Genomic DNA, 26,288 nt, shown 5'->3' with positions numbered 1-26,288 from the left:
GATAACCATTTTCATAATCGCAATCGAAGCGAAGCGCAGGTGGCGGTCCCGGGCGGGCGTGGCCCTGCTGTCGTCGGTCTTTCTCGGCACCCCTGCATCCGCGGGCCAGGAGCAGCCGGAGCCCCCGCCTCCCGCGACGGAAGCCGCGCCAGCGGAACCCGTCATCGAGCTGCCGAAGCTGCTCCACGCCGTGGAGGCGCCCTACCCCCCGGAGGCGGAGAGCGCCCAGCTGGAGGCGAACGTCCGCCTGCGCCTGCGCGTGGACACGCAGGGCGTGGTGACGCAGGCGGAGGTGATGGAGCCCGTGGGCCACGGCTTCGACGAGGCCGCGCGCACCGCCGCGCTCCAGTTCCGCTTCACGCCCGCGAAGCGCAACGGCGTCCCTGCCCCCGCGCGCGTCACGTACACCTACGTCTTCCAGCTCCCCGGCCGCTCCAGGGCCGTGGCCGCGACGCCGCCGCCCGCCCTGTCCAGCGCCCCCCAAGCCACACAGGCGCAGGACGAAGCCCCGGCGGAATACCAGGAGGACGTCGAGGTCACCGCCGTGGGCGAGACGCGCGCGGAGCGCCGCCGCAAGTCCGCGGAGGCCGTGCAGGTCATCGAGCTGGAGCAGGCCGGCATGGAGTCCGCCGACCTGGGCACCACGCTGTCGCGCACGGAGGGCGTGGACGTGCGCCGCACGGGCGGCCTGGGCAGCGGCGCGCGCATCTCCATCGCGGGCCTGTCGGATGATCAGGTGCGCTTCTTCATCGACGGCGTCCCGCTGGAGTTCGCGGGCTACGGCCCGGGCCTGGCGAACGTGCCGGTGAACCTGGTGCAGCAGATGGAGGTCTACACCGGCGTCGTTCCCATCCGCTTCGGCGCGGACGTGCTGGGCGGCGCGGTGGAGCTCGTCACCGACCAGGACGTGCGCGGCTCGGCCGTGGCGGGTTCCTACGAGCTGGCCTCCTTCAACACGAACCGCTTCACCGCGAGCGCCCGCCACTACCAGGAGTCCACCGGCCTGCTGATGCGCGCGCACGGCTTCTACGACGACGCGCGCAACGACTACCCCGTCAACGTGGAGGTGGCCAACGACCTGGGCAAGCTCGCGCCCGTGGAGGTGCGGCGCTTCCACGACGGCTACCGCGCGGGAGGCGCCAGCGTCGAGGCGGGCTTCGTGGACAAGCCCTGGGCCCGGCGCCTGCTCGTGCGCGGCTTCTTCAACGCCGCCGGCCGCGACATCCAGAACGACGTCACCATGGAGTCCCCCTACGGCGAGGTGACCACCACCGAGGGCTCCGCGGGCGCCACGCTGCGCTACTCGCAGACCTACGATCCGGGCGTCACCGTGGACGCGGTGGGCGGGTACACGTTCCGCCGCAACCGGTTCCTGGACATCGGCTCGTGCGCCTACGACTGGTACGGCCGCTGCTTCATCACCCTGCCCCAGCCGGGAGAGATCACCGAAGGGGGCACGGAGCGCTACGTCAACCAGCACACCGCGTTCGCGCGCCTCAACGCGGCCTGGACGCCCGTGCCCGGCGGCGCGCACACGCTGCGGCTCGCCGTCTCGCCCACCGTCGTGGCGCGAACGGGCGAGGACCGCCGGCTCGAAGCCAACAACCAGCCGGACCCGCTCTCCGCGCCCCGGGGCGTGACGTCGGTGGTGACGGGCCTGGAGTACCAGGCCGATGCCTTCGACGGGCGGCTGCAGAACATCGCCTTCGTGAAGGACTACCTCCAGGACGTGCGCGCGCAGAAGCTCCTGGCCAGCGCGGAGTTCCTGGACCTGGGCCGCACCGCGCACGAATTCGGCGCCGGTGACAGCCTGCGCTTCCGCATCACGAACGCGCTCAGCGCCAAGGCCTCCTACGAGTGGGCCACGCGGCTGCCCCGCCCGGACGAGCTCTTCGGCGACGGCCTGCTCATCGAGGACAACCTGGAGCTCCAGCCGGAGACCAGCCACAACTTCAACCTGGGGCTGGGCTACACCTCCGAGCCGGGCCGCGCCGGAAGCTTTCGCGTCAACGTGGGCGGCTTCGCCCGGCTGGCGGATCAGCTCATCTTCCTCACGCCGCAGGGCAGCTTCTACACCTACGAGAACGTCATCGCGGCGCGCTCGCTGGGGGTGCTCGGCTCAGCCGGTTGGACGTCACCGGGCCGCTACCTGAGCCTGGACGCCAACGCCACGTGGCAGGACCTGCGCAACACGTCCACCGAAGGCCGCTACGCCGACTTCAACGGACAGCGCATCCCCAACCGCCCCTACCTCACCGCCAACGCCAGCGCGCAGGGGCGGCTGACGGGGCTGCTGCGCTTCCAGGACGAGCTGCTCGTCACCTGGCGCACGCGCTTCATGGATGACTTCCTGCTCGCGTGGGAGGGGCTGGGGAACCAGGACTCCAAGCTGCGCATCGACTCGCAGCTCACGCACGCGCTGGCGCTCACCTACGTCATCCGAGACATGACGACGCGGCTGAGCTGGACGCTGGACTTCCAGAACCTCACCAACGCCCGGACCTTCGACTTCTACGGGGTCCAGCGCCCCGGGCGGATCATCGCCGCCAAGTTCACGCTGGAGCGCTGAGCCGCGCGCTTCCGTTCTTCGCAGCCCTCCACCCCCCCACTGAAAGGGAAGTCCTTGAAGCCTTCACCCTTCTTCCGCCCCTCCGCGCGCCTGCTGCTCACGCTCTCCCTCGCCTTCACGGCGGCCTGTGGCGACGACGATGACGACAACAAGACCCCGGACGCGGGCACGCAGACGTCGCTGTACGCCTTCGTCGCGCAGGTGAGCACCGACACCGCGTCCACGAGCTACGTCGTCCTGACGGACAAGCTGGACCCGGCCACGCCGCTGTCGCTGACGAACGCCACGGAGATCAACGGCCGCGCGCTGGGCTCCGGCATCCCGAAGTCGGGCGCCATCTTCGTCTCCAGCAGCGCTGGCGGCACCGTCACCCGCTACAACGTGACGGCCAACAACACGCTGGAGAAGGCGGGCGAGGTCAGCTTCGCGGGCAAGGGCGTCACCGCCATCAGCGAGTACCAGAACCAGTTCCAGTTCGTGTCCGAGACCAAGGCCTACTACTTCGACGGCCGCGGCTCACAGGTCATCATCTGGAACCCGAAGGACATGACGGTGACGAACAGCATCTCGCTGCCGGACATGACCTTCGCCGGGAGCACGACGACCTTCGCCTCCAACCCGCTGCGCGTGGGCACCAAGGTGCTGATGCCGCTGGGCTGGCGCGCGGGCGCCGCCGTCACCAAACAGGCGGGCATCATCGTGGTGGACACCGCGGACGACAGCGCGGTGGTGGTGCGGGATGATCGCTGCGGCTACGTGCGTGACGGCATCGTGGGCACGGACGGCCAGGTGTACCTGGCGACGGAGGCGTACGGGGCCGCGGAGAAGCGCGTGTCCGGCGGCAACCCCAGCGTGCCCACCCCGTGCCTGCTGAAGTTCGACCCGGCGACGAACACCTACGACAAGACCTTCTTCAAGGAGCTGAGCGCGCTGACGAACAACGGCGCCACGGGCTCGCTGCTCGCGGGCCCCAACGGCACGGGCTACCTGCGCGTGCTGGACGAGACGGCGTACGCGGTCCAGCCGGACACGGCCGCGCGCGCCCTGGCGAGCGCGGTGGCCTGGAAGTGGTGGAAGATCGACCCGGCCGCCGGCACCCCCGCGACGCTGGTGGACACGCTGCCGGCCAGCACGGGCAGCTCGTTCCTGTACGAGGTCGACGGCCGCACGGTGTTCAGCGAGTTCACCAACAGCGGCAGCACCACGAACTACCGCGAGCTGACGGACCTGAGCGGCAAGCTGGTGGCGACGCACCAGGGCCTGTCGTTCTCCTTCCTCCAGGTCCGCTAGCCAGTCGGCCTTGAGGAAGCATCCGGCCCCCGGGACTCCAGAGTCCCGGGGGCCGTTTCACTGCGGGGGAATCAGGTGCACATCAGCCACGAGCACTTGCCGGACTGGCACTCGCGGCCGGAGGAGCACAGCGAGCCCTTGGGCCGCTTGTTCACGCACTTGCCGTCGTTGGTGCCCCAGCCGCAGAACTGGCCCGTGGCGCAGTGCGAGTCCGACGAGCAGGTGCAGACGCCCGGCACGTCACCGCAGTCATCCCACGCGCTGCACAGGCTGGACTTGCACTCGGCGTCGAAGCGGCACGTCTCCGACACCAGCTTGGTGCTGGGGGCGTAGGCCTTGCCGCAGATCTTCGGGTACGCCGCCTCACGGGTGGCCTTGGCGACGTAGGGGTCGACGCCGCTCGTGTCGATGTCGTTGGCCGCGTCCGCCATGCCGGTGCGGGTGCCGTTGGCGCGCTCCCACATCTGGATGAACTTCTCCGCGGAGCCCTCCAGGCCCGTGGTGTTGACGCCCAGCTGCTTCAGGTCCTTCACCACGTCCGGCAGCAGGCCCACGTGGGCCAGGCCGTACACGTCGAAGTCGGTGCCCAGCGGCGGCGGGCCGGACACGCGCTGCTGCTCCTCCTGCGCGTCCGCCTCCGCGCGGAAGCCCGCGGAGCACGCGCCGAAGTCACCGAAGCGCGGGCGCGTCTGCTGGATGAAGCCGTTCAGGTCCGCGCCGAAGCCCATGTTGACCTTGAGGCCCTGGCGGCCGAACTCGTACGCCTGCGCGAGCGAGCGCGTGGAGCCCTGGCAGGTGTTGGCCACCGGCGTGCGGTTGTAGTTGCGCGTCTCGTCGTGCGCGGTGCGCAGGCCGAACATGCCGCCCGTCTGGCGCACGTAGCGGACCACCCACGACGGCGTCGTCTTCTCGTTGGCGGCCAGCTCCGGGTTCATCACCTCGCGGAAGTGGCCGTGGGAGATGAACAGCGGGTAGTACGTGCGGCCCTGGGACAGGGCATACGCGTCCTGGACGCTCTTCTCGGACATGTGGGCCATGTCGATGAGCATCCCCTTGTTCATCATCTCCTGGACCAGCGCCTTGCCGTCCGCGGTGAGGCCCTTGGTGTTCTTGCAGTTGGCGTCCACGTCGAAGCCCAGCGTGAAGCCGTTGCCGGTGAGGCCGCAGTCCGTGTCGATGTGACAGTTCTCCAGGAACTGGGCCACCTGGAAGATGGCGTTGTGCGGGGCCGCGCCGCCAAAGCGGTTGTCCAGCTGGTGCACGGGCTGCAGCGAGCGCACGCCCAGCGAATGGACGCGGTTCAGCTCCGCGCGCCAGTCCTTGGTGCCAAAGAGCTTGCTGGACTCGATGGAGAGCACCATCGCGAGCTTGCCCTGCGAGATGATCTGCCGGGCGTGCGCGGGCGACAGGGCGATCTCCGCCCAGTCCGTGCGCGCGTCGAAGTCGCGGGCCATCTGGAGCTGGACGTCCACGTCCATCATCTCGTCACAGGGCCGCTTGAGGTTCTGGTACGGCAGCGCCTTGCAGAGGAACTCGTTGCTGACCAGCGACACCATGACCAGGGACATGCCGCCCTGGCGGGCCTTGTTGAGCCAGCCCTCCCACGCCTGCTGATGCGCGATGGTGTCCCAGCGCGGCCACTGGGTGGGCGTCTCCATGCGGCCCAGGTGCAGGCCGGTGTCGCCCTCGGTGCCCTCCACCTGGCCGATGACCTCCGACGCCACCGCGCCGCCCACGCCGAAGACGTCCGACAGGATGGGGATGCCGCCCAGGTTCACGCTGCCGGCGTTGGGACACAGGTTCAGCATGTCGCGCAGGTCCATGCGGACGCGCGCATGGTCGCTCTCCGGCATGCCGCCGTCACAGCTCGCCAGCGTGCCGGTGTGGCCGCCATGGAACCACCCGCCGCCGAAGGCCTCTTCCGCGAACATGTGGTGGTGCATCTCCGCGAAGCCGCTCACCGCCAGCGGCTGGGCCACCTGGGCGGGCGCTTCCACGGGCGCGGCCGGTTCGTCGGTGACGGGGCCGCAGGCCAGGGCGAGCAGCGGCGAGAACAGGAATCTTGAGACAATTCGGGAGCGACGCGACATGCGATGCACCTTTCCGGGTGGAGGTGCAGCGGGCGTATCAGCACCCGTTCGAGCTAATCAAATCTCGCTGTCTAAACACGGTGACGCATGACATTGACGCACTGCGCGGCCCGGCTGGGTTGTCACCTGCCCGCGCCGTGGCCATGTGTCCCTCATGGCGGCCACCGACACGCTCCCAGACCATCCGTTCCCGGAGCTGCTGAAGCGCGTGGGCTTCCAGCGGAGGCGGCGGGGGTTCGGCTCGGCCACCCAGCTGCTCTGGAACAGGGTGGAGAGCAACGACTCGCTCCTGGAGCTGTGCCGGATTCGCACGGACCTCAACGACGAGGACCTGGCCATCCTGAAGCAATGCGAGGAGAGGCTGGCTGCCGCCCGGTGGTGCCTGGACAAGCCCGCGGGGCGCTGGTCCTTCTCCTTCTGGGAGCTCATTCACGATGTGGACGGGCTGCTCCTGCTGGTGATGCCGCCGCACATGCTGGTGCCCAGGGCGCTGGAGATCGAACAGCAGTTCGGGCGCCGGGTGGCGGACACGGCGCGGGCCCTGCTCTGGCTGGGCGCGGACAAGGTGAGCGGCCCCCTGCCCCGGTGCGTGCGCAGGCTCACCCAGGAGGACGGAGCCGACGCGGACCGGTACTGCCGCAACGTGCTGCGCGGGGCGCTCGACACGGTCAACCAGCAGGTGGACAAGACGTTCTGGCAGCTCTCCATCAACGTCACGCTTCAGGTTTTCAGCACGCTGTTGTTGCTGGCGGTCTTCCTCGTCTCCTTCCTGCTGCTCTCCCGGGAGCTGATCCAAGCCTGGCCGAGCGACCTGGTGCCCCGGGGCCTGCTGCTGGTGGGCTTCGCGGGGGCCTCCGGGGCCATCATCTCCAACATGTTATCGAAGGAGCGCTTCGTCGTCGCCACGGGGGCGACGGGCCGCTTCTTCGCCTACCACCTGCTGGTAAAGCCCGTCATCGGCGCGTTCGCGGCGCTGATGCTCCTGTTCCTGGAGCAGTCCCGCATGCTGCTGTCCGTGGACACGCGGACGGGGAGCACGGGCGTGGACCCCAGCCCCGCGCTCTTCCACATCGTCGTCAGCGACAACCAGGCCGTGTTCTTCACGCTGATGGCGCTGGCCGTCGTCGCGGGCTGGTCCGCGGACAAGCTGCTGAGCTCCATCATGGACAAGGTGCTGGGCCGGCTCCTCGGTCAGTCGGAGAAGGTGCTGCCTCCGTCCAGCCCCGCGGGCACGACGGCGCCCCGCCCGCAGGTGCCAGCGCCCCGGTGACGCTCAAGCGGGCGTGGGGGCTTCGTGACGGGTGACGATCCGCCGGGCGAAGCGGGCCAGCGCTTCCAGCAGCTCGTCCGCCATGTGCAAGGCATTGGGCCGCCAGGGGGCGGTGAAGCGCGCGTCCATGCTCGTCTGGCGGATGTTGGACAGCCATTCGTGCACCACCCGCTCGGAATAGCCCGCGCTGCGCGCCGCCTCGTGCAGCAGGGAGTATTCACGCAGGAGGAAGGTGGAGAACGTGACGGGGTCGTCCGCGCCCACGGCGATGGGCACCGGCGGCGGCGCGCCGTCCTCCGCGATGGGAGGATTGAGCCGCAGGATGGGATGGTTGCGCAGGTCCAGCAGGTTGCCGATGAGCAGGTTGCTGGACGGGTTCACCTCCACGACCGTCCCCCGCGCGCCCACGTGCCGGCGCATCGCGTCCTGCACGGACCGGAGCGCGTCCACCTCCGATGCGTCCAGCGGGATGTCCACCAGCTGCTGCCCGCGCTGGAACACGCGCTCGTCCTCCCGGTAGGCGATGAGCAGACCGCGGACCTGCTCCGCGTTGAGCACCCGGCTCCAGTCCAGCCGGCGGAAGGTGCGGCTGAAGGCATCCAGCCCCACGCCGCCCTCCTCCCGCGCCAGCGGCGGACACCAGAGGTTGTGCAGCACGTGGTGCGCTTCGGCCATCACGTGCGGCGCGATGCAGTCTCCGAAGACGGACTCGGACAGCTCGCGCAGCATGTTCTCCACGCGCTGCGGGCGTCCCGGAGGTGCCACCGCGGCCAGGGCCGGTGGCAGCCGGTAGTCGCTGTAGAGGCGCCACTCGAAGACCAGGTCCCACAGCCGGTCCTCGGCGGGCATCATCACCGCGCCCACGGACTCCGCCCACGTGCCGGGCTCGACTCCCAGCGCGGTGGCGTGGCCCAGCCGCCCTCCGGTGCGGTCCAGCAGGTAGTGCACGCTCTCGTAGATGCGGCGCAGGCCCTCCATCAGGTGCCGGTAGTCCTCGCCCACGTGCGACGTCAGCCGGAGCGGTGGAGCGCCCCGGGCCTCCCGCTTCGTCGCGGCGCGAGCGGCGCCCCAGCGCACGTAGCGGTACAGCGGCGCCAGCACCCACGTGGGCACGCTCAGTTCGTCCGACGCCACGTCCAGCCCCCGCACCAGCCAGAGTGACAGCGGCACCGCCCGCAGCAGGTCCACCAGCGCCTCCACCTGCACCGACTGCGAGGCGAAGTAGTCCGAGAACCGTCCGCCCAGCCGCACCCGTCCCTCCGGCACCGGCTCCGCGTACGTGCCCATGCCGTGCGCGGGCGGCTGCCCCAGCGTCCAGTGACGGGCCGGGTCGCGGGCCTTGATGAGGTGCATCACCACGCCGAACTCCGGCGGACGCCCACCGCTGGCGCGCTCGCCCGTGCGGCCCAGCACGGCCCGCCAGGAGTGTGTGAGCGAGGCCAGCTCCTCGGCGATGCGGATGGGATCATTCGCCAGGCTCGTGCGGACCTCCAGCGCGGCGATGGACTGGTCCCCCCCCGCGACCGCATAGGACACCTCCGCGCGCACGGCGCGCAGGGGCCGCTTCATCGCGCCGGGGCGGCCATAGAAGCGGATGAACCACTGGAGGCCCGCGGTCAGCGGCCGCTGCACATAGGCGCGGTAGGCGATGCACCGCACCCGCTGGACCTGCCAGAAGAGGCGGTCGAAGTGCACGTCGTGGACGCCTGCGTGCTCCATGCTTGCCAGGTGCTTCAGGCCCGCGCGCACCAGCCAGCGCTCCCCTCCGTTGGGCGTGCTCAGGCGCAGCCGCAAGGCAATGGGATCGCACCGCCGCCACACCTCGTCGAGCGTGTCGGGAGGTTCGGACACGTTGCGGGACGCCAGCGGATGGAGGTCTTCGTAGAGGCCGCGCAGCTCATCCAGCGCGGGAAGGACGTCCCGCCTGCCGCGCGAAAGCGCCTCCAGCGTCCGCGAGAGCACGCGGCGCCGCTGCGGCAGCCACGCCTTGGACTCCGAGAGCCCGCGCACGAACTCCAGCACGGGCGGCGTCTCGTGGCGCAGCAGGACCTCCGCGAGGACACAGCGGGTCACCCCGGTCGCCAGGAACCAGCGCAGCAGCAGCTCCCCTTCGTCGAAGGGAAGCCCCGGCCCGGTGAGCGTGCGCGGATCCAGGCCCACGTCCCCGATGGCCGACAGCAGCGAGGCCCACAGCAGCGGAAAATCCATGCCCGCGCCGACGTGGTGATGGACCTCCGCCACGCCGCGGTCGAGCAGGTGGCGCACCAGGAGCGGCGGCTCGATGTCCACGCGAGTGGGAGGCGGCTCCACCGGCACGGCGGCCAGCAGCAGGTCCTCCGGCATCGCGAACGTCAGCCAGCGGTAGTGCGTCAGGGCCTCCACGGCCTCCGCGCCCGTGCCCTGGAAGATGACGGTGACGCCGGGCCGGCGCTCCAGGTGGGTGTCCGCCAGGTGCCGCAGGTAGTGGAACATCGACACGGCCTGGCGCGGGGCGCGCCGGTGGCTGACGTGTCCTCGCGAGGGGAACCAGAACGCGTCGCGCACGGCGATGATCCGGTCCAACGACCAGCCGCTGGCGTGCTCCGACAGGCTCCTCTCGCACTCGCGCCAGAGCTCCCGCGTGGGAGCCCCGGCCTCCGCGTCCAGCGACGGCACCAGCTCCGTCACCGCTGACCGGAAGCCCCCGAGGCTCGTCAGCGGGAAGCTGGCCACCTCCGCGCGCACGTAGGCCTCCGGGACGCGGCGAGGGGCCAGGCTGCCCTGCGGTGGGCGCGGGCCCTCGCGGCTCACGGGTGCTCATCCGTGGATGCGGGCCCCAGGCGGGGCGTCAAGCCCAGCACCACGCCCGCCAGCGGATCCCCGTCGTGATCCACCACCGCGAACCAGGCCTCCACCACGGTGTCGAGCCAGCCGTAATACGCCGCCGACGCGCGCCCTCCCCCCGCGCCGAGCGCCTGGCGGAGCGACCCGGCCGCGCTGGAGAGGTTCATCACGTCGCGCACCCGCTGCTGCCGGAAGGCCACCAGCCGGGGCGCCTGCGCGCGCCAGTCCTTCACCAGGGCCTCCCAGCCTCCGTCCTCGCTGGCGGCGCCAGGCGGCTGGCGCAGCAGGCTGCGCGCATCGGACGCGAGCGCGAACTCCGGCAGCACCTGGAGCGGCAGCTCGTTGCGAAGCCAGGTCCACGCCGTCCAGAGCCGGTCATACCCGGCGCTGCGCTCCTGGATCCGGGTCACGAGGTGCGCCACCGTGTCGCGCACCTGTTGTTCATAGCGCTCCAGCGCGGCGTCCAGTTGGGAGGCGCGCAGCACGGACACGACGCCCTGGCGCTCATCGCCCCAGTCCCACCGGCCCAGCGTCAGCCCGGCCACGGAGCAGACGTTCTCCACCCACGCGGCCTGGATGAAGCGCGCGCGCAGGGAGACGTCCTGCCCGCCACTGGCGGAGAGGAACCCCTTGGAGAGCCGCACGAGGAACGCGCGCCACTGCGCGGTGAGGACGGCGAACTCGATGAAGGTGTTCCACGACGGAGGTGGCCACCAGAACGCGGCCTGGACGAACGGCTCTCCGCGCGCGCGGCCCGCCCAGAGCTCATGCACGGTGACGAGCATCTCCGGGCTCATCTCCAGGGCCGTCACGTCCGCGCTGAGCACGCGGGGCTGCTCGAAGAGCATCAGCACGTCATGCAGGAGCATGAACCAGCCGCTGACGTTCGAGGGCAGCGGTGCTTCGCGGCCGCGCTCCTCCAGGTCCTCCAGCACCAGCACCACTTCGTGGAAGCGGCGCAGGTGCACCTCCGTGCCCAGGACCCGGGCGTGGGCGCCCGTCCCGTTTCCGCCGGGGTCGCTCGGCGGCCCCTGGAGCACGCCGTGGAGGCTGGTGCGCTTGGAGCGGCGGATGGGCCTGCCCGTCAGGTCCAGGCAGATGCGGCCCTGGTCGTCCGGCCGGACGATGCGGTGGTGCAGTTGCTCGCTGGCCCAGGCAGGCAGGTCGCTCTCGTCGATGGCGTTGCGAAGCATCTCCGCGGCCACCCGGACGGCGGCCTCGCCCTGCTCCTCCTCGGAGTGCAGGCCCGACAGGACCTCGCGGCGGACGGCGAGCCAGAGGTCCTGCAGGGTCCGCGCGGGCAACTTGAGCGCGAGCCTTCCCACGTGCTGGAGCAGCGGCTCATCCGGGCGCGCGTCGGTGTCGCGTGACTCCGCGCCATCGGTGCGCAGGGCTTCGCGGTAGCAGCGCGCCACGTCGGGCATGAGCCGGCCGTTCAGGTCGAGCAGGTCGGCGAAGGTGTCCAGGACGCGCGACTCGGTCCGCTTGCCGGTCGGCAGGCGCAGGCGCCGCAGGAGCGAGCCCAGCGATTCCTCCTTCCCGTCCACGGGGAAGCGCCAGGCCTCGTGGGGCTCCACCGGAGCCAGCGCGATGCGGTAGCTGGGAGGCAGCGCGCGGCGCAGCGTGGTGGCCGCCTGGCGCCGGGCGATGGCCAGCGTCTCCTCCTGGCCTCGCGAACCGATGCCGGCCTGGCCCGAGACGATGAGCTCCCGCTGGAAGGAGCGCTCCATGAAGCGCTGGAACTCCTGGTGACCCGCGGCGAGCACGAACCAGAGGTGACGGCTGGCCACCATGCGCGTGAGCTTCACGATGTTGTAGAGGTGCTCGATGCTGCGGTCCACGTTGTCGATGGGCAGCACGAGCAGCACCTGCTCACCGCCGGACGCGCCGAAGCGAGGCATGGACAGGGTGCGGGCGACGTCCTCCATGGCGTCGGCGAAGCGAGGCTGGAAGTTGGCGTAGATCTCCGACGCGCGGATCTGCTGCTCCGCGCGCACGCGGGCATCGGTGGTGGACGGGATGTCCTCCCACATGAACGACGCGTCGCGGATGAGGTGATCCAGCTTCCCCCACGTCTCCTCCGCGCCCTCCTCCAGGATGGATGAGGCCCACCGGGCGGATTCACCGCGAGCCCCCTTCGCATGCCGGGAATGGTCCAGCGCGGCCCGCACGCGGACCAGCAGCGTGGCCAGCAGGTTGGCCTGGGAGGGAACGGGCTCCAGGTCGAGCGGTTCCAGCCAGAGGACCCGCCGCTCCAGCCGTTCGAGCGTCCGGGACAGCGAGGCCACCTCGGGGCTGGGAGGCCCGCGCACGAAGGACTTCCAGTCCCGCAGTGCCTGCACGGCGCTGAGCAGGAGCGTCGTCTTGCCGGAGCCCCGGGCCCCGGAGACGAGGAGGCTGGTGGACAGGTGTTCGGAGCTGATGCCCGCCCCACTCGCGTTGTCCTCGCAGGCGGCCTCCAGCCAGGAGAAGAGCTCCTGGAGGCCCCGGCGGGTGGGAGTCAGCAGGTCGGCCCAGGCAAAGGCCCGGGCCTCCGCGAGCGGGGTGGGCAGGTACTGCGGGCCCGCCTCCGGGGCCTCATGCGGTGTCGTGGCCATGGCCCCGGAAGGTGGGGCGGACGCCACCGCCGTGCGAATCGCCCTGGAGTCAGGGGGGATGTCGAGCGCCCTACTCCGTCGCCTCGAAGCGCTGCGCGAGGGCCTCCGCGAGCTCGGCGTCGCAATGACGCTGGGCCTCCCGGAGGAAGCGGCGGATGGAGTGTTCCGAAACGGACCGGGGACCGCCCTTCAGCGCGGCGGCCAGCTCGTCCCGGGTCAGGTGCACGGGGGCCTCACCCGCATCCAGGGTGTCCACCGGGGTGTCGCGTTGCGCGCACCGCCAGTAGGCCTCCGTGACCGCGACCTCCAGGTCCGAGCCCGAGAAGAAGCGCTGGCCCTTCCGTTTCTCCAGGAACAGCGGAGCCAGGACGTCGTTCAGCTCGGCATCGCTGGGAACGAAGACCCGCGGCCCGCCGCGCTTCAGCCGCTTCAGGTAGTAGGAGACGATCTCGACCGCCTCCTTCAGGTCCGGAGGCGGCACGGGGACGTAGCGCCCGAACCGGCCACTGCGAATGACCGCTTCATCCAGCGCGCCCAGGAAGTTCGTCGTGCCCACGATGATCCTGCGCAGCCGGCCCGCGCGATCCAGCTGGACGAGGAGCTCGTTTACATCCGCCTTCTCGTCGCTGTGCATCTGGCCGTTGCGCCGCGAACGCGCCACCGCGTCCAGTTCGTCCAGCACGAGCATCCGCTTCTCCTGCTCCACGACCCAGTCGAACTGTTCGCGGATCATCAGGGAGCCCCAGCCAAGGTACGGCCCCCGCAGGTCCGACGGAGAGAGCAGGCGCACCTCCTGTTCGAGCTCGCCCGCGATGGCCCGGGCCAGCAGTGACTTGCCGCATCCCGGAGGCCCGAAGAAGAGGATGCCCGAGGCCCGCGAGACATTGCGCAGCAGCGCGCTCCTGCGCTCCGGCCAGATGATGTCGCGCTGGATGCGCTGCTTGACGGCGGTGTAGCCCGCGACGTCCTCGAGCTTCGGCAGCCGGTCCACGTCACGCTCCACCAGCTCGATGGTGGACTCACGCCGGGCCTCTTGAGGGTCCTTCACCTCCGAGGCGTTCTCCGTCAGCGGCCGCGGTTCGAGCCGCGCGAAGGCCGTCCCCGCCGCGGGGATCAGCACCGCGCCTTCATCCCCCAGGTGATGGGCGATGTCCGCCAGGAAGGGGCCCGCCCAGAGCAGGGCCTCGCCAGGCACGACGAGCGAGAAGGACTCTCCCGCCTTGCGCCGCGAGAAGATCTTCCGGTGATAGAAGGTCTCCATCGGCCCGCTCCCCACCAGGGTCTCGACCTCGAAGCTCCCCAGCGCCTCCACATGAAGGTCGGTCCGGGTCACCTCCTGCGTGGAGCCATCCTCGTCCGGGACCTCCTCGCGGCGGTGTTCGAACTCAAGCTCCAAGTTGGGATGGCGCAAGCCTACCCACTGCGCCAGGCGAGCCTTCAGCGACAGCGCCGTGGCGCTTTCATTGCTGCCCTTGAACCGGGAGAAGGGAGCGCGCTTCAGCGTCTCTCCCCAGGAGTTCATCGCCTGCGCGGCGCCGTGAGCACAGGCCTCGCGGCTCCACAGCACCAGCTTCAACGGCGACAGGTCCGCCACGAAGTCATCCGTGGCCTTCTCGTGCTTGCCACCGACCATCAGCAGGAGCCGCGACACGGGCGTGCCCTCGCTGGAGATCGCCGTGGCATCGAACTCGAAGACGGGGCCCGGCCAGGTGGAGAGCAGCCGCTGATGATCCACGGGGGCGTCCGCGTCACGGCGGAGCGCGACGAGGTTGAGCGTGCGCGGACCGTCCTGCAGCCGGGGCCCCTCCGAGGCCAGGACGGACGGCCGGAGATAGCCGTGCAGCAGCGTGGGCGGCCCGCGGACGACCTCCGGTGCGGGAGGCTCGCCGCCGCCCGGTGAGCGGATGAAGCGCTGGGCCGAGCGATACGCCCACCCCATCACGCCTTCCCACGTGGCCTGCAGCCAGTCCGCGGCGCCGCGGCTGTCAGGCAGGTAGAGGAGCGCGAGGATGGGCTCCGGAGCGGTCAGTGCCCGCAGGAAGGCGACCTCCCGTTCCTGGGACAGGCCCAGGGCGCTGGGCCAGAAGGGCTGGGGCAGCGCGAAGGAGAAGGGCAGGCCCGGCGCCTCCTCATCCGCCTCGTCGTCGTCGGGCTCGGGAGGCTCCAGCAGGGCGTTCTTCAGCCCCAGGACGAACGGCGCGTAGCGATCCCAGCTGCCGGTCGTCGGTTTGACCTCCAGGCCCGCCCGCTCGAGCTGACGCACGACATTGCCCAGCGACGAGCGCTGCATCTTGACATCCGAGGCATAGCCAAACGCCTTGACCAGCTCCGCGAGCGACGACTGGCCCGCCAGACTCAGCGAGTTGCTGAACTTCGCCTGCCGCATGCGCGCATCCGCCATCCCCACGGCCAGCGGCTCCACGTCGGACCGGGACACGCGTTCCAGCGCGTTGTCCTGCCAGGGCAACCGGACCGTGAGCGTGTTGCCATTGCGCCGGGTCACAATGCCAATGGGATTGCCCGCCTGCTGCTTGAGGACGACGGTGTCTCCAATCAGGACCTTCATGACGCTCCCCCCTCGGGTCGAGAGATGGGCATGCGCGGCGGGCATGCCTTCCAGGAAGAGCATCACATCCCGCGAGGCGGGAGCCAGGCCATCCCCCAGAAGAGGGATGCTCTCGGTCACGTCATCGTCGAACCAAGGCCTGCCTGCTATACGGCCTTGCTTTACTTCACGCTGATGACTGGTTTTCTGAACGCCGCACCGGATTGCAGCCAAGGGTGGATGATGCGCGCTGACACCGTCTTGCTGGCCATGGTGCTGCTGATCACGGGATGCGCCTCCGTGCCGCAGGCGCCTGGGGATGGCCACAGCTTGAGCTACACCCCGCGAGAAGCGTCCTCCTCCGCGTGGATGGAGGCGCCAGGCGATGAGCCCCCGCGCAGCAGGACCTCCCGCCCGCTCAGCGTCTCCGGGCCTGAGCAGCGGCTCCTGCGCCGCCAGCCACGTGACGACGCAACAGCAGTGGGAAGCGGCGGTAGGGAGGGTGCTGTCGGGGGTGGGGCCCGGAGCGCTGCACTGACGCGACAGGCAGTCCTCGACGCCACGGATGAGGTGAAGGGGTCCCTGCGCCGCGTCGAAGCCGCGTTCACCAGGCTGGCGGCCCGTCCTCCAGACCTCTGGGGTTGGAGCCTCACCGGCGTGTTCACGCGCTACCTCGACCAGGGCTCCAAGCAGGTGACGTGGCTCCATGGCGCGCTGGGGAGCGCCACCGCGGTGACAAAGGCAGCCTCGCAAGTTGGCGACGCGGACATGGAGCTGGGCCTGCTGCGCATGACGGGGCCGAAGCTCCAGGCGGCTCAGTTCGGGACCCTCCTCCTGGCCACCTGGGTGGACATCCTGCACCTCGGGGACGCTGTCCTCCGCAACTGCACCATGTGCAGCGCCGAGAAGCTCTTCACGGACCTGCATCGCATTCAGGGGCTGATGGAGCCCACGCTCACGGACCTCGCCTCGCTGAACCGCGAACGGGTGGAGGCGGCGACGACCGCGATGCCCGAGCTGATGGGAAAGCTGACGCGTGAGTTCGACACGCTCCAGCGGGAGACCCGCGCGACCATGAAGCTTGGCGGGCAGATCATCGCCGCGATGCAGGCGGTGGAGATGGTCACGATGATTTCCACCCTGAAGCTGTCCCTGCCACGCGTGCCCCCCGCGGCGCTTGGCGTGGGGCTCGCGATGAGTTCGGGCGGAGTCGTGGTGGGCTCGCGGATGGTCGTCTCAGCCGAGTGGGTGGAGATGATGCGGAGGCTCGTGCAGGCGGGCGTCATCTCCGTTCCCGCCGTCAGCGCGGCCGTCCTGATTCAAGGTGGGCAGGTCATGATGGCCCAGGCGCATCGGGACCTGCCCAAGGGGGTGCGCGAAGCGCTGGGGGACAGCCCCGAGGTGCGCGCCATGCACGAAACCGGCAGAGCGGGGGCGGGCATGTCGGACGGACCGAAGCACCACGTGCTGCCGCAAGAGCATCGCGAGTGGTTCGAGCAACGCGGCTTCAAGGGCGACATGGACATCGACCAGTTCTGCGTCCGGTTGGAGCAGGCCCACCATGAGGCGATTCACGGTGGGGGGAACTGGAAGCTGGGACGCACGTGGCCCGGTGAATGGAACCGGATGATCATGAAGGTTCTAGACGCTGCGGAGGTTGAAGCCGGCCGGAGACTGACCCGAAACGAGATCTTGAAGCTCGTCGCGGGGTATCTGAAGGAGTACGACATTCCGATGAACTTCATCTCTGGGAGGAGGCGATGACCGACGGACGTTCGTGGCAGGGTAACTGGAAGGCCCGCCTGTACGAGCGCGTCCGCGAACGCGGCTATGGCTCGCTTACCGCCTTTGCCGAAGCACGTCCTACCGCATCACTGGTGGCGTTGGCCGAGGAACTTGGAGCGGACGACATCGCCGGGGTGCAGGTGTTCAGCGGGTTGGTAGCGGAGGCGGAGCAGCGCAAGCAGGTCACACGCTTGGTTCGAGGGCAGTTCGTGCGCGAACTGTTCCAGCATTTTCCAGATGGATGGCCATCCGTGCTGGACGACTCAAACCGATTCGATGTTGCTCAGGTGCTCGCCCGCTGGAGTAGCTATACCCCCGAGACTCATGAGGCGCGCGTAAAGCAGGCTAGAGCTGCGCTCCGCGCCAACCCTCCCCCTGCTGGATGGCGCCCGCTCGGTCCCGACGACGCGCTTCTCCTCACGCTCCTGCCAGACGAGGAAGCCTGAGCGACAGCGACGGCCCAGCCAGCCAGGGCCGCCATGTCGCACGCAATGCCTACTCGTCGTAGCAGGGGCCGCACTGGCGGACTTCGACCGTGGACCACTCCGCCGCGGGGCACTGCGTCGCGAGCTCCACCGCCTCTTCGCGCGTCTTCACGTCGATGAGGAAGAAGCCGCCGATGATCTCCTTGGACTCGGTGAACGGCCCGTCCATGAAGCTCAGCTTGCCTTCGCGCCGCTCCACCCGGATGCCCTCCTCATCCGAACGCAGGGACTCCGCTGCCAGGAGGATGCCGCGCGCCTGAAGCGCCGCGCCAAAGCCCAGCATCCGCTTCATCCGGTCCGCCGAGACGCGCTTCTCTTCCGCCGTCTGGGCCTTCCCACCAATGGTCTGCCTCACCGCCAGCATGTACGACATGGCCTGCTCCTTGTTGGGACGCAGCCTATGCCACGGGTCCGACGCGGCCTACCACTGCCCGGAGGCCCCTGGATGACGGACCTGGGCGAAGCCACGGAGCGAACGCGACGCTGCTGCCGCGGTCCCAGCCGCAGGGCCCGCTGCTCTCCCAGGCACGGGGCTCACGCCGGAAGGCGTGCACACGTTGTGGGTGAAGTCCTCGTGCACACGGGGGAGCACCCACCATGGAACCCACGACCCGAGCCGCCGCCCTCCTGCCCGGCCAGGTGGTCGTCTCGCTGAACTTCGACGACTGCCTGGCCTCCCAGCTCATCGCGGCCTCCGCCCTGGAGGCCCGAGGCATGCGAGGCACGTTCTTCATCAACAGCAGCAGGCTCGGGCAGTCCGGCCGGCTCACGCTCGCCCAGGTGCGAGCGCTCCGGGACAAGGGGCACGAGATTGGCGGACACACGCTGACCCATCCGCACCTCACGCAGCTTTCGGCGGATGCGCAGCGCAAGGAGATCTGCAACGACCGGGTCGCGCTGCTGAACGCGGGCTTCCGGGTGACGTCGTTCGCCTATCCCTTCGGAGACAAGGACGCGACCACGCGGCAGATCGTCATCGACTGCAACTACAACTCCGCGAGGGAGAGCGGAGGACTGAGGACCACCTCCACCGGAAGCAGCCCGGCCGCGGAGCCCGTGCCACCCGCGGACAAATACGCCATCCGGACCCACGGTTCGGTGCAGGCGACGACCCCGCTCACGGACCTGAAGAACTACGTCCTGCGAGCCGAGGAGTCCGGAGGCGGCTGGATCCCCATCGTCTTCCACCACATCTGCGGGCCCTGCGATCCACCGCAGACCTATTCCATCGCACCCGCGACGCTGACGGCGTTCCTCGACTGGCTGGCACCTCGCGCCTCACGGGGAACGACGGTGGCCACGATGGACGCGATCATCGGCGGAGTGCTCAAGCCGCCGGTGAGCTGGCCCCCCGCGCAGCTCTTGAAGAACCCGTCGCTCGAAGCGGACAGCAATGGAGATGGGACGCCGGACTGCTGGCAGCGAGGCGGCTTCGGGAACAACACCTTCACGTGGACGCGGACGCCGGACGCGCACGGAGGGAGCTGGGCCCAGCAGGTGCGCATCACGCAGATCACCGACGGAGACCGGAAGCTCATCACCCGGCAGGACGACAGCAGCTGCACGCCCACGCCGGTGACGGGGCATCACTACCGGATCACCGCCTGGTACAAGGCGACGACGCAGGTGCGGTTCAAGGCGTACTACCGGGACAGCGCGGGAGCCTGGACCTACTGGTCCCAGGGTCCGCTGCTGCCTCCGAAGAGCAGCTACACCTTCGCGGAATGGACCACGCCCGCGACCCCGTCCGCGGCGAAGGCCCTCAGCGTGGGCCTGTCCATCGACCAGGTGGGGACGCTGACGATGGACGACTTCACGCTCGCCGACATGGAGGCGGCCGCGCCAGCGTAGGGCCCAGGGGACGCATGACCGGAGTGCACGGCGATCGGCGCGTGCGCGGAGACAGGCCTCAACGCCTTCATCGTTCCGCATCAAGCCGCGTACACCCGCACGCCCTCCTACAAGGCCACCGCTGTTCGCGTGGAGCGCGCGACCTACCCTCTTCTTCAAAGAGCCTGGACTCTTGATCCGGAGGAGCCGTGACCGCCGCACCGCCCCAGACCTCGTTGAGCGTGTTGCGCATCGACCGCTCCGCCGCCCCCATGAAACGCCGGCGCAAGCTGCGCTGGATCCTTCCCGCGGCGGTGCTGCTCGCCGTGCTCGTGCTGGTGGGGGCCGCCGTCGCGCGCCGCACCCCCACCGTGCGCGTGGCCGAGGTGCGCCAGCCTCTCCCCGGCGAGCAGCAGACGGAGCTGTCCGCCTCCGGGTACGTCGACTCGCGACGCCGCTCGGTCATCGCGCCGCTCATCGCGGGCCAGCTCGTGGAGGTCACCGTCGAGGAAGGCGAGGCCGTGCGGCAGGGACAGGTGATTGCCCGCCTGGATGACCGGGATGCCCGCGTGGTGTTCGACCGCGCCCAGGCCGCCGTGCGGTCCTCCGAGGCACAGCTCGCCGCCACCGAGGCCCAGGCCGTCAACGCGGAGCGCACCACCCAGCGCACGCGCAACCTCGCCCGCCAGGGCGTCATCCCCCGGGCCCAGCTGCAGGACGTGGAGACCGCGGGCCGCGCCACGCAGGAGACCCTCAACCAGGCCCGGGCACAGCTCGCCGTCGCCCGCCGGGCGAGCGAGGCGGCCCGCCTCCAGCTTGCGCACACCGTGGTGCGCGCGCCGTTCGACGGCACCGTGTCGAAGAAGCTCGCGAACGAAGGCGCGGTGCTCGCGCCGGCCGCGCTCACCGGAACCAACCTGGGCGGCATCGTGGAGCTGGTGGACCTCCACGCCCTGGAGGTCGAAGCCGAGGTCAGCGAGGAGCAGCTCTCCCGCATCCACCCGGGCCAGCCCGCGCTCATCTTCCTGGATGCCCTGCCGGAGCGCGCCTTCCCCGGGACGGCGACCACGGTGCGCCCCGCCATCGACCGCTCCAAGGCCACCGCCACGGTGCTGGTGCGCTTCCAGTCCGTCCCCCAGGGCGCGCTGCCGGACATGGGCGCCAAGGTGTCCTTCCTCCGCCAGCCGCTGCCCCCGGAGGCGCTGGACGCGCACGGGCAGCCTCCGCGCGTGCCCGCCAGCGCGGTGGTGCGCGACGCGGAAGGCAGCGCGGTGTGGGTGGTGAGGGACGGACGGCTCGTGCGCCAGCCGGTGCTCGTGGGTGAGCGCGTGGGAGACGAGCTGTCCCTGAAGCAAGGGCCGGGCGCGGGCACGCAGGTGGTGGTGGCGCCGGATCCGAAGCGGATGCACGACGGCCGGCGCGTGAAGGTGGAATCGGGGGGCGGATGAACCTGGATGCGCGGCCAGCTCCGGCCCCCATGGTGCGCCTCAGGGGCGTGTCCAAGACGTACCGGCGCGGCACGGTGGAGGTGCCCGTGCTGGCCGGCGTGGACCTGACCATCGCCACCGGCGCCTTCGAGGCCTTCATGGGCCCATCCGGCTCCGGCAAGTCCACGCTGCTCAACCTCGTCTCCGGGCTGGACCGGCCCACCACCGGCGTCGTCGAGGTGGCCGGCCGCGACCTCGCCTTGCTGGATGACCGCGAGCTGAGCGACTGGCGCGCCGCCCACGTGGGCTTCGTCTTCCAGCTCTACAACCTCATCCCCGTGCTCACCGCGGCGGAGAACGTGGAGCTGCCCCTGCTGCTCACGCCGCTCTCGCGCGGAGAGCGGCGCCGCCACGTGGCCGCCGCGCTGGAGCTGGTGGGGCTGGGCCACCGCGTGGGCCACCGCCCGCCGCAGATGTCCGGCGGCGAGCAGCAGCGCGTGGCCATCGCCCGCGCCATCGTCTCCGACCCGGACCTCATCATCGCGGACGAGCCCACGGGAGACCTGGACCGCAAGGGGGCGGAGGCCGTGCTGGATCTCTTCGGCGTGCTGCACCGCGACCTGCACAAGACGCTCGTCATGGTGACGCACGATCCGCACGCCGCGGAGCGCGCGGGCCGTGTGCACCACCTGGACAAGGGGGTGCTCCAGTGAACTACGCGGGACTGGCGGCGCGCGACCTCATGCGAAACCCGCTGCGGATGACGCTCACCATCCTCGCGGGTGCGGTCGGCGTGACGGCGTTCATCTTCCTGAGCACCGTCATCGACCTCTTCTATTACAACGCGAGGGCCGCGCAGGTGGACCGGCTCATCGTCCGCAACAAGGTGTCATTCACCCAGCCGCTGCCGCTGTCCTATTACGCGCGCATCGCCGCGCTGCCGGGCGTCACCGCCGTCACGCACCAGGAGTGGTTCGGCGGCAAGGTGGGTGACTCGCAGAAGGACTTCTTCGCCAACTTCGCCGTCGACGCGCGCACCTTCCTGGACGTCTTCCCGGAGTTCGTCGTCCCGCCCGCGCAGCTGGCCGCCTTCCGGGGCGACCCCTGCGGCGCGCTCGTGGGCGAGCAGCTGGCCCAGCGCTTCGGATGGAAGGTGGGAGACCGCGTGACGCTCAAGGGGCAGCTCTACCCCGGCGACTGGACGTTCAACGTGCACGGCGTCTACCGCGGCGCGCGCCCTGGCGTGGACACCACCACGCTGGTGTTCGGCTACCGCTGCCTCAACGAGAGCGACCGGCTGACCGAGGCGATGAAGGACAAGGTCGGCATCTACGCGGTGCGCGTGGACGACCCGGCGCGCTCGGCCGAGGTGGCGGCGGCCATCGACCGCCTGTTCGACAACAGCCCGTACCCGACGAAGACGGAGAGCGAGAAGGCCTTCCAGATGGGCTTCGTGGCCATGTCCTCGGCCATCGTCACCGCGGTGCGGGTGGTGTCCAGCGTCATCCTGCTCATCATCCTGCTCGTCATCGGCAACACGCTGGCCATGGGCGTGCGCGAGCGGACCCGGGACTTCGCCACCCTGCGTGCGCTGGGCTTCCGTCCACGCACCGTGGTGGGGCTGGTGCTGGCCGAGTCCAGCTTCATCGGGCTGTGCTCCGCGGCGCTGGGCGTGACGGTCGCGCCGGTGCTGGTAGGCGTCTTCACGAAGCTCATCGCCGCGCGGTTCGGGCCCATGCCGGACAACCTCACGCGCGCGCACACGCTCTGGATCTCCGCGCTCGCGGCGGTGGTGGTGGCGCTGCTGGCGGGCGTGGGGCCGGCCCTGCGCGCGGTGCGGCTGCCCGTGGCGGAAGGCCTGCGAAAGGTGGCCTGAGCGATGGTGCCGCTCTTCTACAACACGCGCAGCCTGTGGGCGCGCCGGCTGTCCACGGGCCTCACGGTGGTGGGGCTGGGGCTCGTCGTCTTCGTCTTCTCCGCGGTGCTCATGCTGGCCAACGGCATCGAGTCCGCGCTGGCCTCCGGCGGGGACCCTTCCAACGTCGTCGTGCTGCGCAAGGGGGCCACCAGCGAGCTGGTCAGCGGCGTGGGGCGGGACGCGGTGCGGGTCCTCGCCACGGACCCGCAGGTGGCGTCCGGACCGGAAGGCCTGCCGCTGGTGGCCGGGGAGCGGGTGGTGCTGCTGTCGCTGCCCAGCGGACGCACGCAGGCGATGAACACCTCCGCGCGCGGCATCAGCGAGGCGAGCTTCGAGGCACGGCCGGAGATCCAGCTCATCTCCGGACGCAGGCCCCGGCCGGGCACCAACGAGGTGGTGCTGGGCCGCTCGCTCGTGGGCACATCGCCGGAGGCCACCCTGGGCGGCGAGCTGCGCTTCGCCCGGCAGCGCTGGCCCGTGGTGGGGGTCTTCGCCGCGCGGGGCGGGGCCTTCGAGTCCGAGGTGTGGGCGGACGGCATGCGCCTGGGCACGGCGTTCGGGCGCGAGGACTTCAGCTCCGTGCTCGTCCGGCTGCGCTCGCCCGCGCAGGTGGACGCCTTCGTGAACCGCGTGGCGGCCGACCCGCGCTTCACGCTGGAGGCCCGGCCGGAGCCGGCCTACTGGGCGGATCAGGCCAGCGGGCTGGCGGCCTTCATCCGCGTGCTGGGCCTCTTCGTGTCCTTCGTCTTCAGCATCGGCGCGGTGCTGGGGGCGATGATCACCATGTACGCCCAGGTGGCGACGCGCGTGGCGGAGCTGGGGATGCTGCGCGCGGTGGGCTTCCGGCGGCGCAGCGTGCTGGCCAGCGTGGTGGTGGAGTCCGCCATGCTGGGCGCGGCCGGCGGCGTGCTGGGCGCCCTGGGGGCGCTGGCGACGCGGTGGATCCACGTGCGCACGCTCAACTTCCAGACGTTCGCGGCGGTGAGCTTCGGCTTCTCCCCCACCCCGGCCATCCTGCTGGGCGCGCTGCTGTTCGGCACGGGGATGGGGCTGCTGGGAGGGTTGTTGCCCGCGCTGCGCGCCTCGCGCCTGTCCATCCTGGACGCGCTGCGCGCCTGAGCGCCCGCCTCAGCCCTCCAGCTGCTCCGCGGTGAGGCAGCCCGCCGCGAGGTCCAGGTCCTCCAGGGAGATGCGCTGGATGTGCTCACGGGGCTCGTCCACGTTGTCGCGGTACTTGTGCGAGCCGCTCTCGTAGGTGACCCAGATCTCACCATCGATGATGTTGACGCCCTGGGCGTACGGGTCGATGAGCCCGTTGCCGATGTCCACCCGCTGCTCGATGTCCGCGGAGAACGTGTCCTCGGTGGACGTGAACGGCTGGTAGATGAGCTTCTTGTCCCCCGTGGTGAAGATGATGCCGTCGTCGGTGACGGTCATCCCCTGCGCGCGGTCCGGGGCACGGATGGGGCCCTCGCGAGAGTCCTCGATGAGGGCACCGGTCTTCTCGTCGAGCTTGTAACGCCAGACGGCGCCCGCCTTGCCGTCGCCATCCGGGCTGTAGCCGCCGACGTACGCGTAGCCGTCCTTGACGGTCATGTAGCTGCCCGAGGACACGAGCCCGATGCCCGTGGCCGGATCCGTCAGCCCCTCGGGCTTGGGGACATCCATGACCTGGGAAGGCATGGCCTCGCGGCACTCGTTCTGGGCCGCTTCAATCTCTTCCCGCGTGTAGACGTACACGTGGTCCGTGTCGGAGACGTAGACGTGGTCACTGTCCGTCGAGACGCCGCCACCGTGGCTGGGAGGGCCCGCCGGAGGAGGTCCCCCAAGCACGGCCTGGTGCGTCTCCTTCCCCGAGTCCTTGTCCTGCACGGACAGGAGCACGCGGTGGTCGTCGTTGTAATAGGTCGTGAGCACTTCACCGCGCCTGGCGTCGTATCCCTGCCCCTGGGGAGTCCACCCGGCGTCCAGGTGGATGAACTCCGGGCCGACCTTCTCCCCGCTGCTCGCCTTCGTGAGAGGCGAGTCCACGCTCGCGGCAGCCGACGTGTTCCCATGGCCGCTGAGGTTCACGGGGCTGGCCTTCGCCGGGTCCATCCCGTCCTTGAAATAGGGAGCGGCGGGAGGAGGCGCGGGCGGAGGCGGGGCCACGGGAGGCTTCGAGATCGCCGTCTGGACGGTGCTGACGACCTGGCGGATGAGGGAGCTGATCAAGGGCCTGTCTCCGGCTGAAGGTGCTTGAGGCCAAGAATCCTACATGGCGGGATGGTGACATCTCACCCACCGCCCCGGGGGAATTCTCGGCATTCAACAGCCTGGAGTTTCCACTTCCCTATCCATTCGAATGTTCCGGGCAACCCAGGAGTGGCCAGAAGGGGCCAGCACGCCGGCGGGTGGATGGCGCCTCGTGACCTGCAAGCTGCCGACGGCGGACCGCATCCTGCCTGGAAAGGGGGACCACGCCATGCCCATCTATGAGTTCTTCTGCCGCAAGTGCCAGGAGCCCTTCACCGCGCTCATGACCATCCAGGAGCACGACAAGCAAGCCCCCGAGTGCCCGCGTTGCCACGACACGAAGGAGGTGGAGAAGCGCATCTCTCCCGCCCATGCCGTGACCACCAGGAAGTCGCTCACCTACTGATACCAGCGAGACAAGCGGTTGCTCTCCCTCTTCCTCTGCGGCGACGTGATGACCGGCAGGGGCATTGATCAGGTCCTGCCCCACCCTGCGCCCCCAGGCCTGCACGAGGCCTACGTGCATGACGCCCGGGACTACGTAGCGCTGGCCGAAGAGCGCAACGGCCCCATCCGAAAGCCCGTCGGCTACAGCGAAATCTGGGGAGACGCGCTTGCGGCACTGGAGCAGGCCGCGCCCGACGTCCGGCTCATCAACCTGGAGACAAGCCTCACCACAAGCGAGCAGTGGTGGCCCGACAAGGGAATCCACTACCGCATGCATCCGGACAACGCCGCTTGTCTCACGGCGGCGCGAATCGGCTGCTGCGCGCTGGCGAACAACCACGTGCTGGACTGGGGTTACCCGGGACTGACGGAAACGCTGACGACGCTCCGGCGCCTGGGAATCGCCACCGCGGGACTGGGCGAGGATCTGGAGGCAGCCCAGCGGCCCGCGGTCCTGGACGCAGGGGCCGGAAGACGGGTCGTCGTGTTCTCGTTCGGAGACGTCAGCAGTGGCATTCCGCCAGCGTGGGCGGCGGGGATGAACAGGCCGGGAGTGGACCTGCTGCCCGACCTGTCCTCCCTCACCGCGAGGCGCCTGGGCAACCGGGTGGCGGCCATCAAGCGCGAGGGCGACGTCGTCATCGCCTCCATCCACTGGGGCGAAAACTGGGGCTACGCGGTGCCACGGGCGCAGCAGGACTTCGCCCATGCACTCATCGACGAGGCTGGCGTGGACCTCGTCCATGGCCACTCCTCGCACCACCCTCGCGGCATCGAAGTCCACCACGGCCACCTCATCCTCCATGGCTGCGGCGACTTCCTGAATGACTACGAGGGCATCCTTGGCCACGTGGGCGTGATCCGCTCTCGTGGACAGGTTGACTATGCCGCTGCCCGTTCGAACTCGGCTGGCGCAGCGTAACCGATTGCCGAGTGCATGCGTTGCTGGTTGTAGAAGACCTCGATGTAGTCGAACA

General features: G+C 70.1%; 18 protein-coding genes. 12 read left to right on the top strand and 6 right to left on the bottom strand.

The window, feature by feature from the left end; genetic code table 11:
• The first annotated feature begins 58 nt into the window (after window positions 1-58).
• Together mxcH and D7X96_RS09890 are read left to right on the top strand one after the other, a co-directional pair.
• A complete protein-coding gene (gene mxcH / locus D7X96_RS09895) occupies window positions 59-2,569 on the top strand; it encodes a TonB-dependent siderophore myxochelin receptor MxcH (RefSeq protein WP_244219518.1) in 2,511 nt (836 codons plus the stop codon).
• A gap of 54 nt (window positions 2,570-2,623) precedes the next feature.
• Window positions 2,624-3,859, top strand: coding sequence for a DUF4374 domain-containing protein (locus D7X96_RS09890; protein ID WP_121769581.1), 1,236 nt, complete (start codon window positions 2,624-2,626; stop codon window positions 3,857-3,859).
• A 71-nt stretch (window positions 3,860-3,930) separates the two neighbouring features.
• Here D7X96_RS09890 and D7X96_RS09885 read toward each other — a convergent pair whose 3' ends face one another.
• Window positions 3,931-5,949 (bottom strand): membrane dipeptidase, encoded by a 2,019-nt coding sequence (locus D7X96_RS09885; RefSeq protein ID WP_121723312.1) that lies wholly within the window; start codon window positions 5,947-5,949, stop codon window positions 3,931-3,933.
• 154 nt (window positions 5,950-6,103) lie between these two features.
• Between D7X96_RS09885 and D7X96_RS09880 the strand changes: the two genes are divergently transcribed.
• Entirely contained in the window at window positions 6,104-7,219 is a 1,116-nt protein-coding gene (locus tag D7X96_RS09880; RefSeq protein WP_120547002.1) for a hypothetical protein, read from the top strand.
• 3 nt (window positions 7,220-7,222) lie between these two features.
• On the opposite strand, the gene D7X96_RS09875 is transcribed toward D7X96_RS09880, so the two are convergent.
• From D7X96_RS09875 to D7X96_RS09865, 3 genes are all read right to left on the bottom strand, one after another.
• Window positions 7,223-10,009 carry an amidohydrolase family protein gene (locus D7X96_RS09875; protein ID WP_121769580.1) on the bottom strand — a complete coding sequence of 929 codons (2,787 nt, stop codon included), beginning with the start codon at window positions 10,007-10,009 and terminating at the stop codon, window positions 7,223-7,225.
• The gene (locus D7X96_RS09870; protein ID WP_121769579.1) at window positions 10,006-12,639 is read right to left on the bottom strand and encodes an ATP-binding protein; all 2,634 of its coding nucleotides are present in this window, start codon (window positions 12,637-12,639) and stop codon (window positions 10,006-10,008) included. Before D7X96_RS09870 ends, D7X96_RS09875 begins: the two co-directional genes overlap by 4 nt.
• Window positions 12,640-12,709: 70 nt before the next feature.
• Window positions 12,710-15,205 (bottom strand): AAA family ATPase, encoded by a 2,496-nt coding sequence (locus D7X96_RS09865; protein ID WP_158626568.1) that lies wholly within the window; start codon window positions 15,203-15,205, stop codon window positions 12,710-12,712.
• A gap of 222 nt (window positions 15,206-15,427) precedes the next feature.
• Between D7X96_RS09865 and D7X96_RS09860 the strand changes: the two genes are divergently transcribed.
• Window positions 15,428-16,948, top strand: a complete 1,521-nt coding sequence (locus D7X96_RS09860) for a DUF2380 domain-containing protein (protein WP_121769609.1) — start codon at window positions 15,428-15,430, stop codon at window positions 16,946-16,948.
• Window positions 16,945-17,415, top strand: a complete 471-nt coding sequence (locus D7X96_RS09855; RefSeq protein ID WP_120547006.1) for an NUDIX hydrolase — start codon at window positions 16,945-16,947, stop codon at window positions 17,413-17,415. Before D7X96_RS09860 ends, D7X96_RS09855 begins: the two co-directional genes overlap by 4 nt.
• A gap of 49 nt (window positions 17,416-17,464) precedes the next feature.
• Here the strand turns inward: D7X96_RS09855 and D7X96_RS09850 are convergent, their stop codons facing one another.
• Complete coding sequence (locus D7X96_RS09850) at window positions 17,465-17,827, bottom strand: YciI family protein (protein WP_121721966.1); 363 nt, start codon at window positions 17,825-17,827, stop codon at window positions 17,465-17,467.
• Between the two features lie 224 nt (window positions 17,828-18,051).
• Here D7X96_RS09850 and D7X96_RS09845 point away from each other — a divergent pair, with 224 nt between their 5' ends.
• The 5 genes from D7X96_RS09845 to D7X96_RS09825 all read left to right on the top strand — a co-directional run bounded on the left by D7X96_RS09845 (window position 18,052) and on the right by D7X96_RS09825 (window position 23,748).
• On the top strand, window positions 18,052-19,305 hold the full coding sequence (locus D7X96_RS09845; protein ID WP_120547008.1) for a polysaccharide deacetylase family protein: 1,254 nt from the start codon (window positions 18,052-18,054) through the stop codon (window positions 19,303-19,305).
• Between the two features lie 188 nt (window positions 19,306-19,493).
• The gene (locus tag D7X96_RS09840) at window positions 19,494-20,732 is read left to right on the top strand and encodes an efflux RND transporter periplasmic adaptor subunit (protein ID WP_244219517.1); all 1,239 of its coding nucleotides are present in this window, start codon (window positions 19,494-19,496) and stop codon (window positions 20,730-20,732) included.
• The gene (locus tag D7X96_RS09835; protein WP_121769577.1) at window positions 20,729-21,424 is read left to right on the top strand and encodes an ABC transporter ATP-binding protein; all 696 of its coding nucleotides are present in this window, start codon (window positions 20,729-20,731) and stop codon (window positions 21,422-21,424) included. The genes D7X96_RS09840 and D7X96_RS09835 overlap by 4 nt, the downstream gene beginning before the upstream one ends.
• The gene (locus tag D7X96_RS09830; RefSeq protein WP_121769576.1) at window positions 21,421-22,587 is read left to right on the top strand and encodes an ABC transporter permease; all 1,167 of its coding nucleotides are present in this window, start codon (window positions 21,421-21,423) and stop codon (window positions 22,585-22,587) included. The genes D7X96_RS09835 and D7X96_RS09830 overlap by 4 nt, the downstream gene beginning before the upstream one ends.
• Before the next feature lie 3 nt (window positions 22,588-22,590).
• Entirely contained in the window at window positions 22,591-23,748 is a 1,158-nt protein-coding gene (locus tag D7X96_RS09825; protein WP_121721969.1) for an ABC transporter permease, read from the top strand.
• Between the two features lie 9 nt (window positions 23,749-23,757).
• Here the strand turns inward: D7X96_RS09825 and D7X96_RS09820 are convergent, their stop codons facing one another.
• Window positions 23,758-24,843 (bottom strand): hypothetical protein, encoded by a 1,086-nt coding sequence (locus tag D7X96_RS09820; RefSeq protein WP_121769575.1) that lies wholly within the window; start codon window positions 24,841-24,843, stop codon window positions 23,758-23,760.
• Window positions 24,844-25,036: 193 nt separating this feature from the next.
• On the opposite strand from D7X96_RS09820, the gene D7X96_RS09815 reads away from it, so the two are divergent.
• Together D7X96_RS09815 and D7X96_RS09810 are read left to right on the top strand one after the other, a co-directional pair.
• A complete protein-coding gene (locus tag D7X96_RS09815) occupies window positions 25,037-25,270 on the top strand; it encodes an FmdB family zinc ribbon protein (protein ID WP_244219516.1) in 234 nt (77 codons plus the stop codon).
• Window positions 25,271-25,288: 18 nt separating this feature from the next.
• Window positions 25,289-26,233 (top strand): CapA family protein, encoded by a 945-nt coding sequence (locus D7X96_RS09810; RefSeq protein WP_244219515.1) that lies wholly within the window; start codon window positions 25,289-25,291, stop codon window positions 26,231-26,233.
• Window positions 26,234-26,288 lie beyond the last annotated feature (55 nt).

It is taken from the genome of Corallococcus interemptor, from assembly GCF_003668875.1.
Lineage (GTDB): Bacteria > Myxococcota > Myxococcia > Myxococcales > Myxococcaceae > Corallococcus > Corallococcus interemptor.
The sequence above is the reverse complement of the archived record's forward strand: the minus strand, read 5'-3'. Positions and strand labels throughout refer to the sequence as shown.

Bases quoted from the DNA above. Each gene is read 5' to 3' on its own strand.
- D7X96_RS09860 (WP_121769609.1), top strand. From the start codon at position 15,428: ATGCGCGCTGACACCGTCTTGCTGGCCATGGTGCTGCTGATCACGGGA.
- D7X96_RS09870 (WP_121769579.1), bottom strand. From the start codon at position 12,639: ATGGCCACGACACCGCATGAGGCCCCGGAGGCGGGCCCGCAGTACCTG.
- D7X96_RS09880 (WP_120547002.1), top strand. From the start codon at position 6,104: ATGGCGGCCACCGACACGCTCCCAGACCATCCGTTCCCGGAGCTGCTG.
- D7X96_RS09865 (WP_158626568.1), bottom strand. From the start codon at position 15,205: ATGAAGGTCCTGATTGGAGACACCGTCGTCCTCAAGCAGCAGGCGGGC.
- D7X96_RS09835 (WP_121769577.1), top strand. From the start codon at position 20,729: ATGAACCTGGATGCGCGGCCAGCTCCGGCCCCCATGGTGCGCCTCAGG.
- D7X96_RS09885 (WP_121723312.1), bottom strand. From the start codon at position 5,949: ATGTCGCGTCGCTCCCGAATTGTCTCAAGATTCCTGTTCTCGCCGCTG.
- D7X96_RS09850 (WP_121721966.1), bottom strand. From the start codon at position 17,827: ATGTCGTACATGCTGGCGGTGAGGCAGACCATTGGTGGGAAGGCCCAG.
- D7X96_RS09825 (WP_121721969.1), top strand. From the start codon at position 22,591: ATGGTGCCGCTCTTCTACAACACGCGCAGCCTGTGGGCGCGCCGGCTG.
- D7X96_RS09855 (WP_120547006.1), top strand. From the start codon at position 16,945: ATGACCGACGGACGTTCGTGGCAGGGTAACTGGAAGGCCCGCCTGTAC.
- D7X96_RS09845 (WP_120547008.1), top strand. From the start codon at position 18,052: ATGGAACCCACGACCCGAGCCGCCGCCCTCCTGCCCGGCCAGGTGGTC.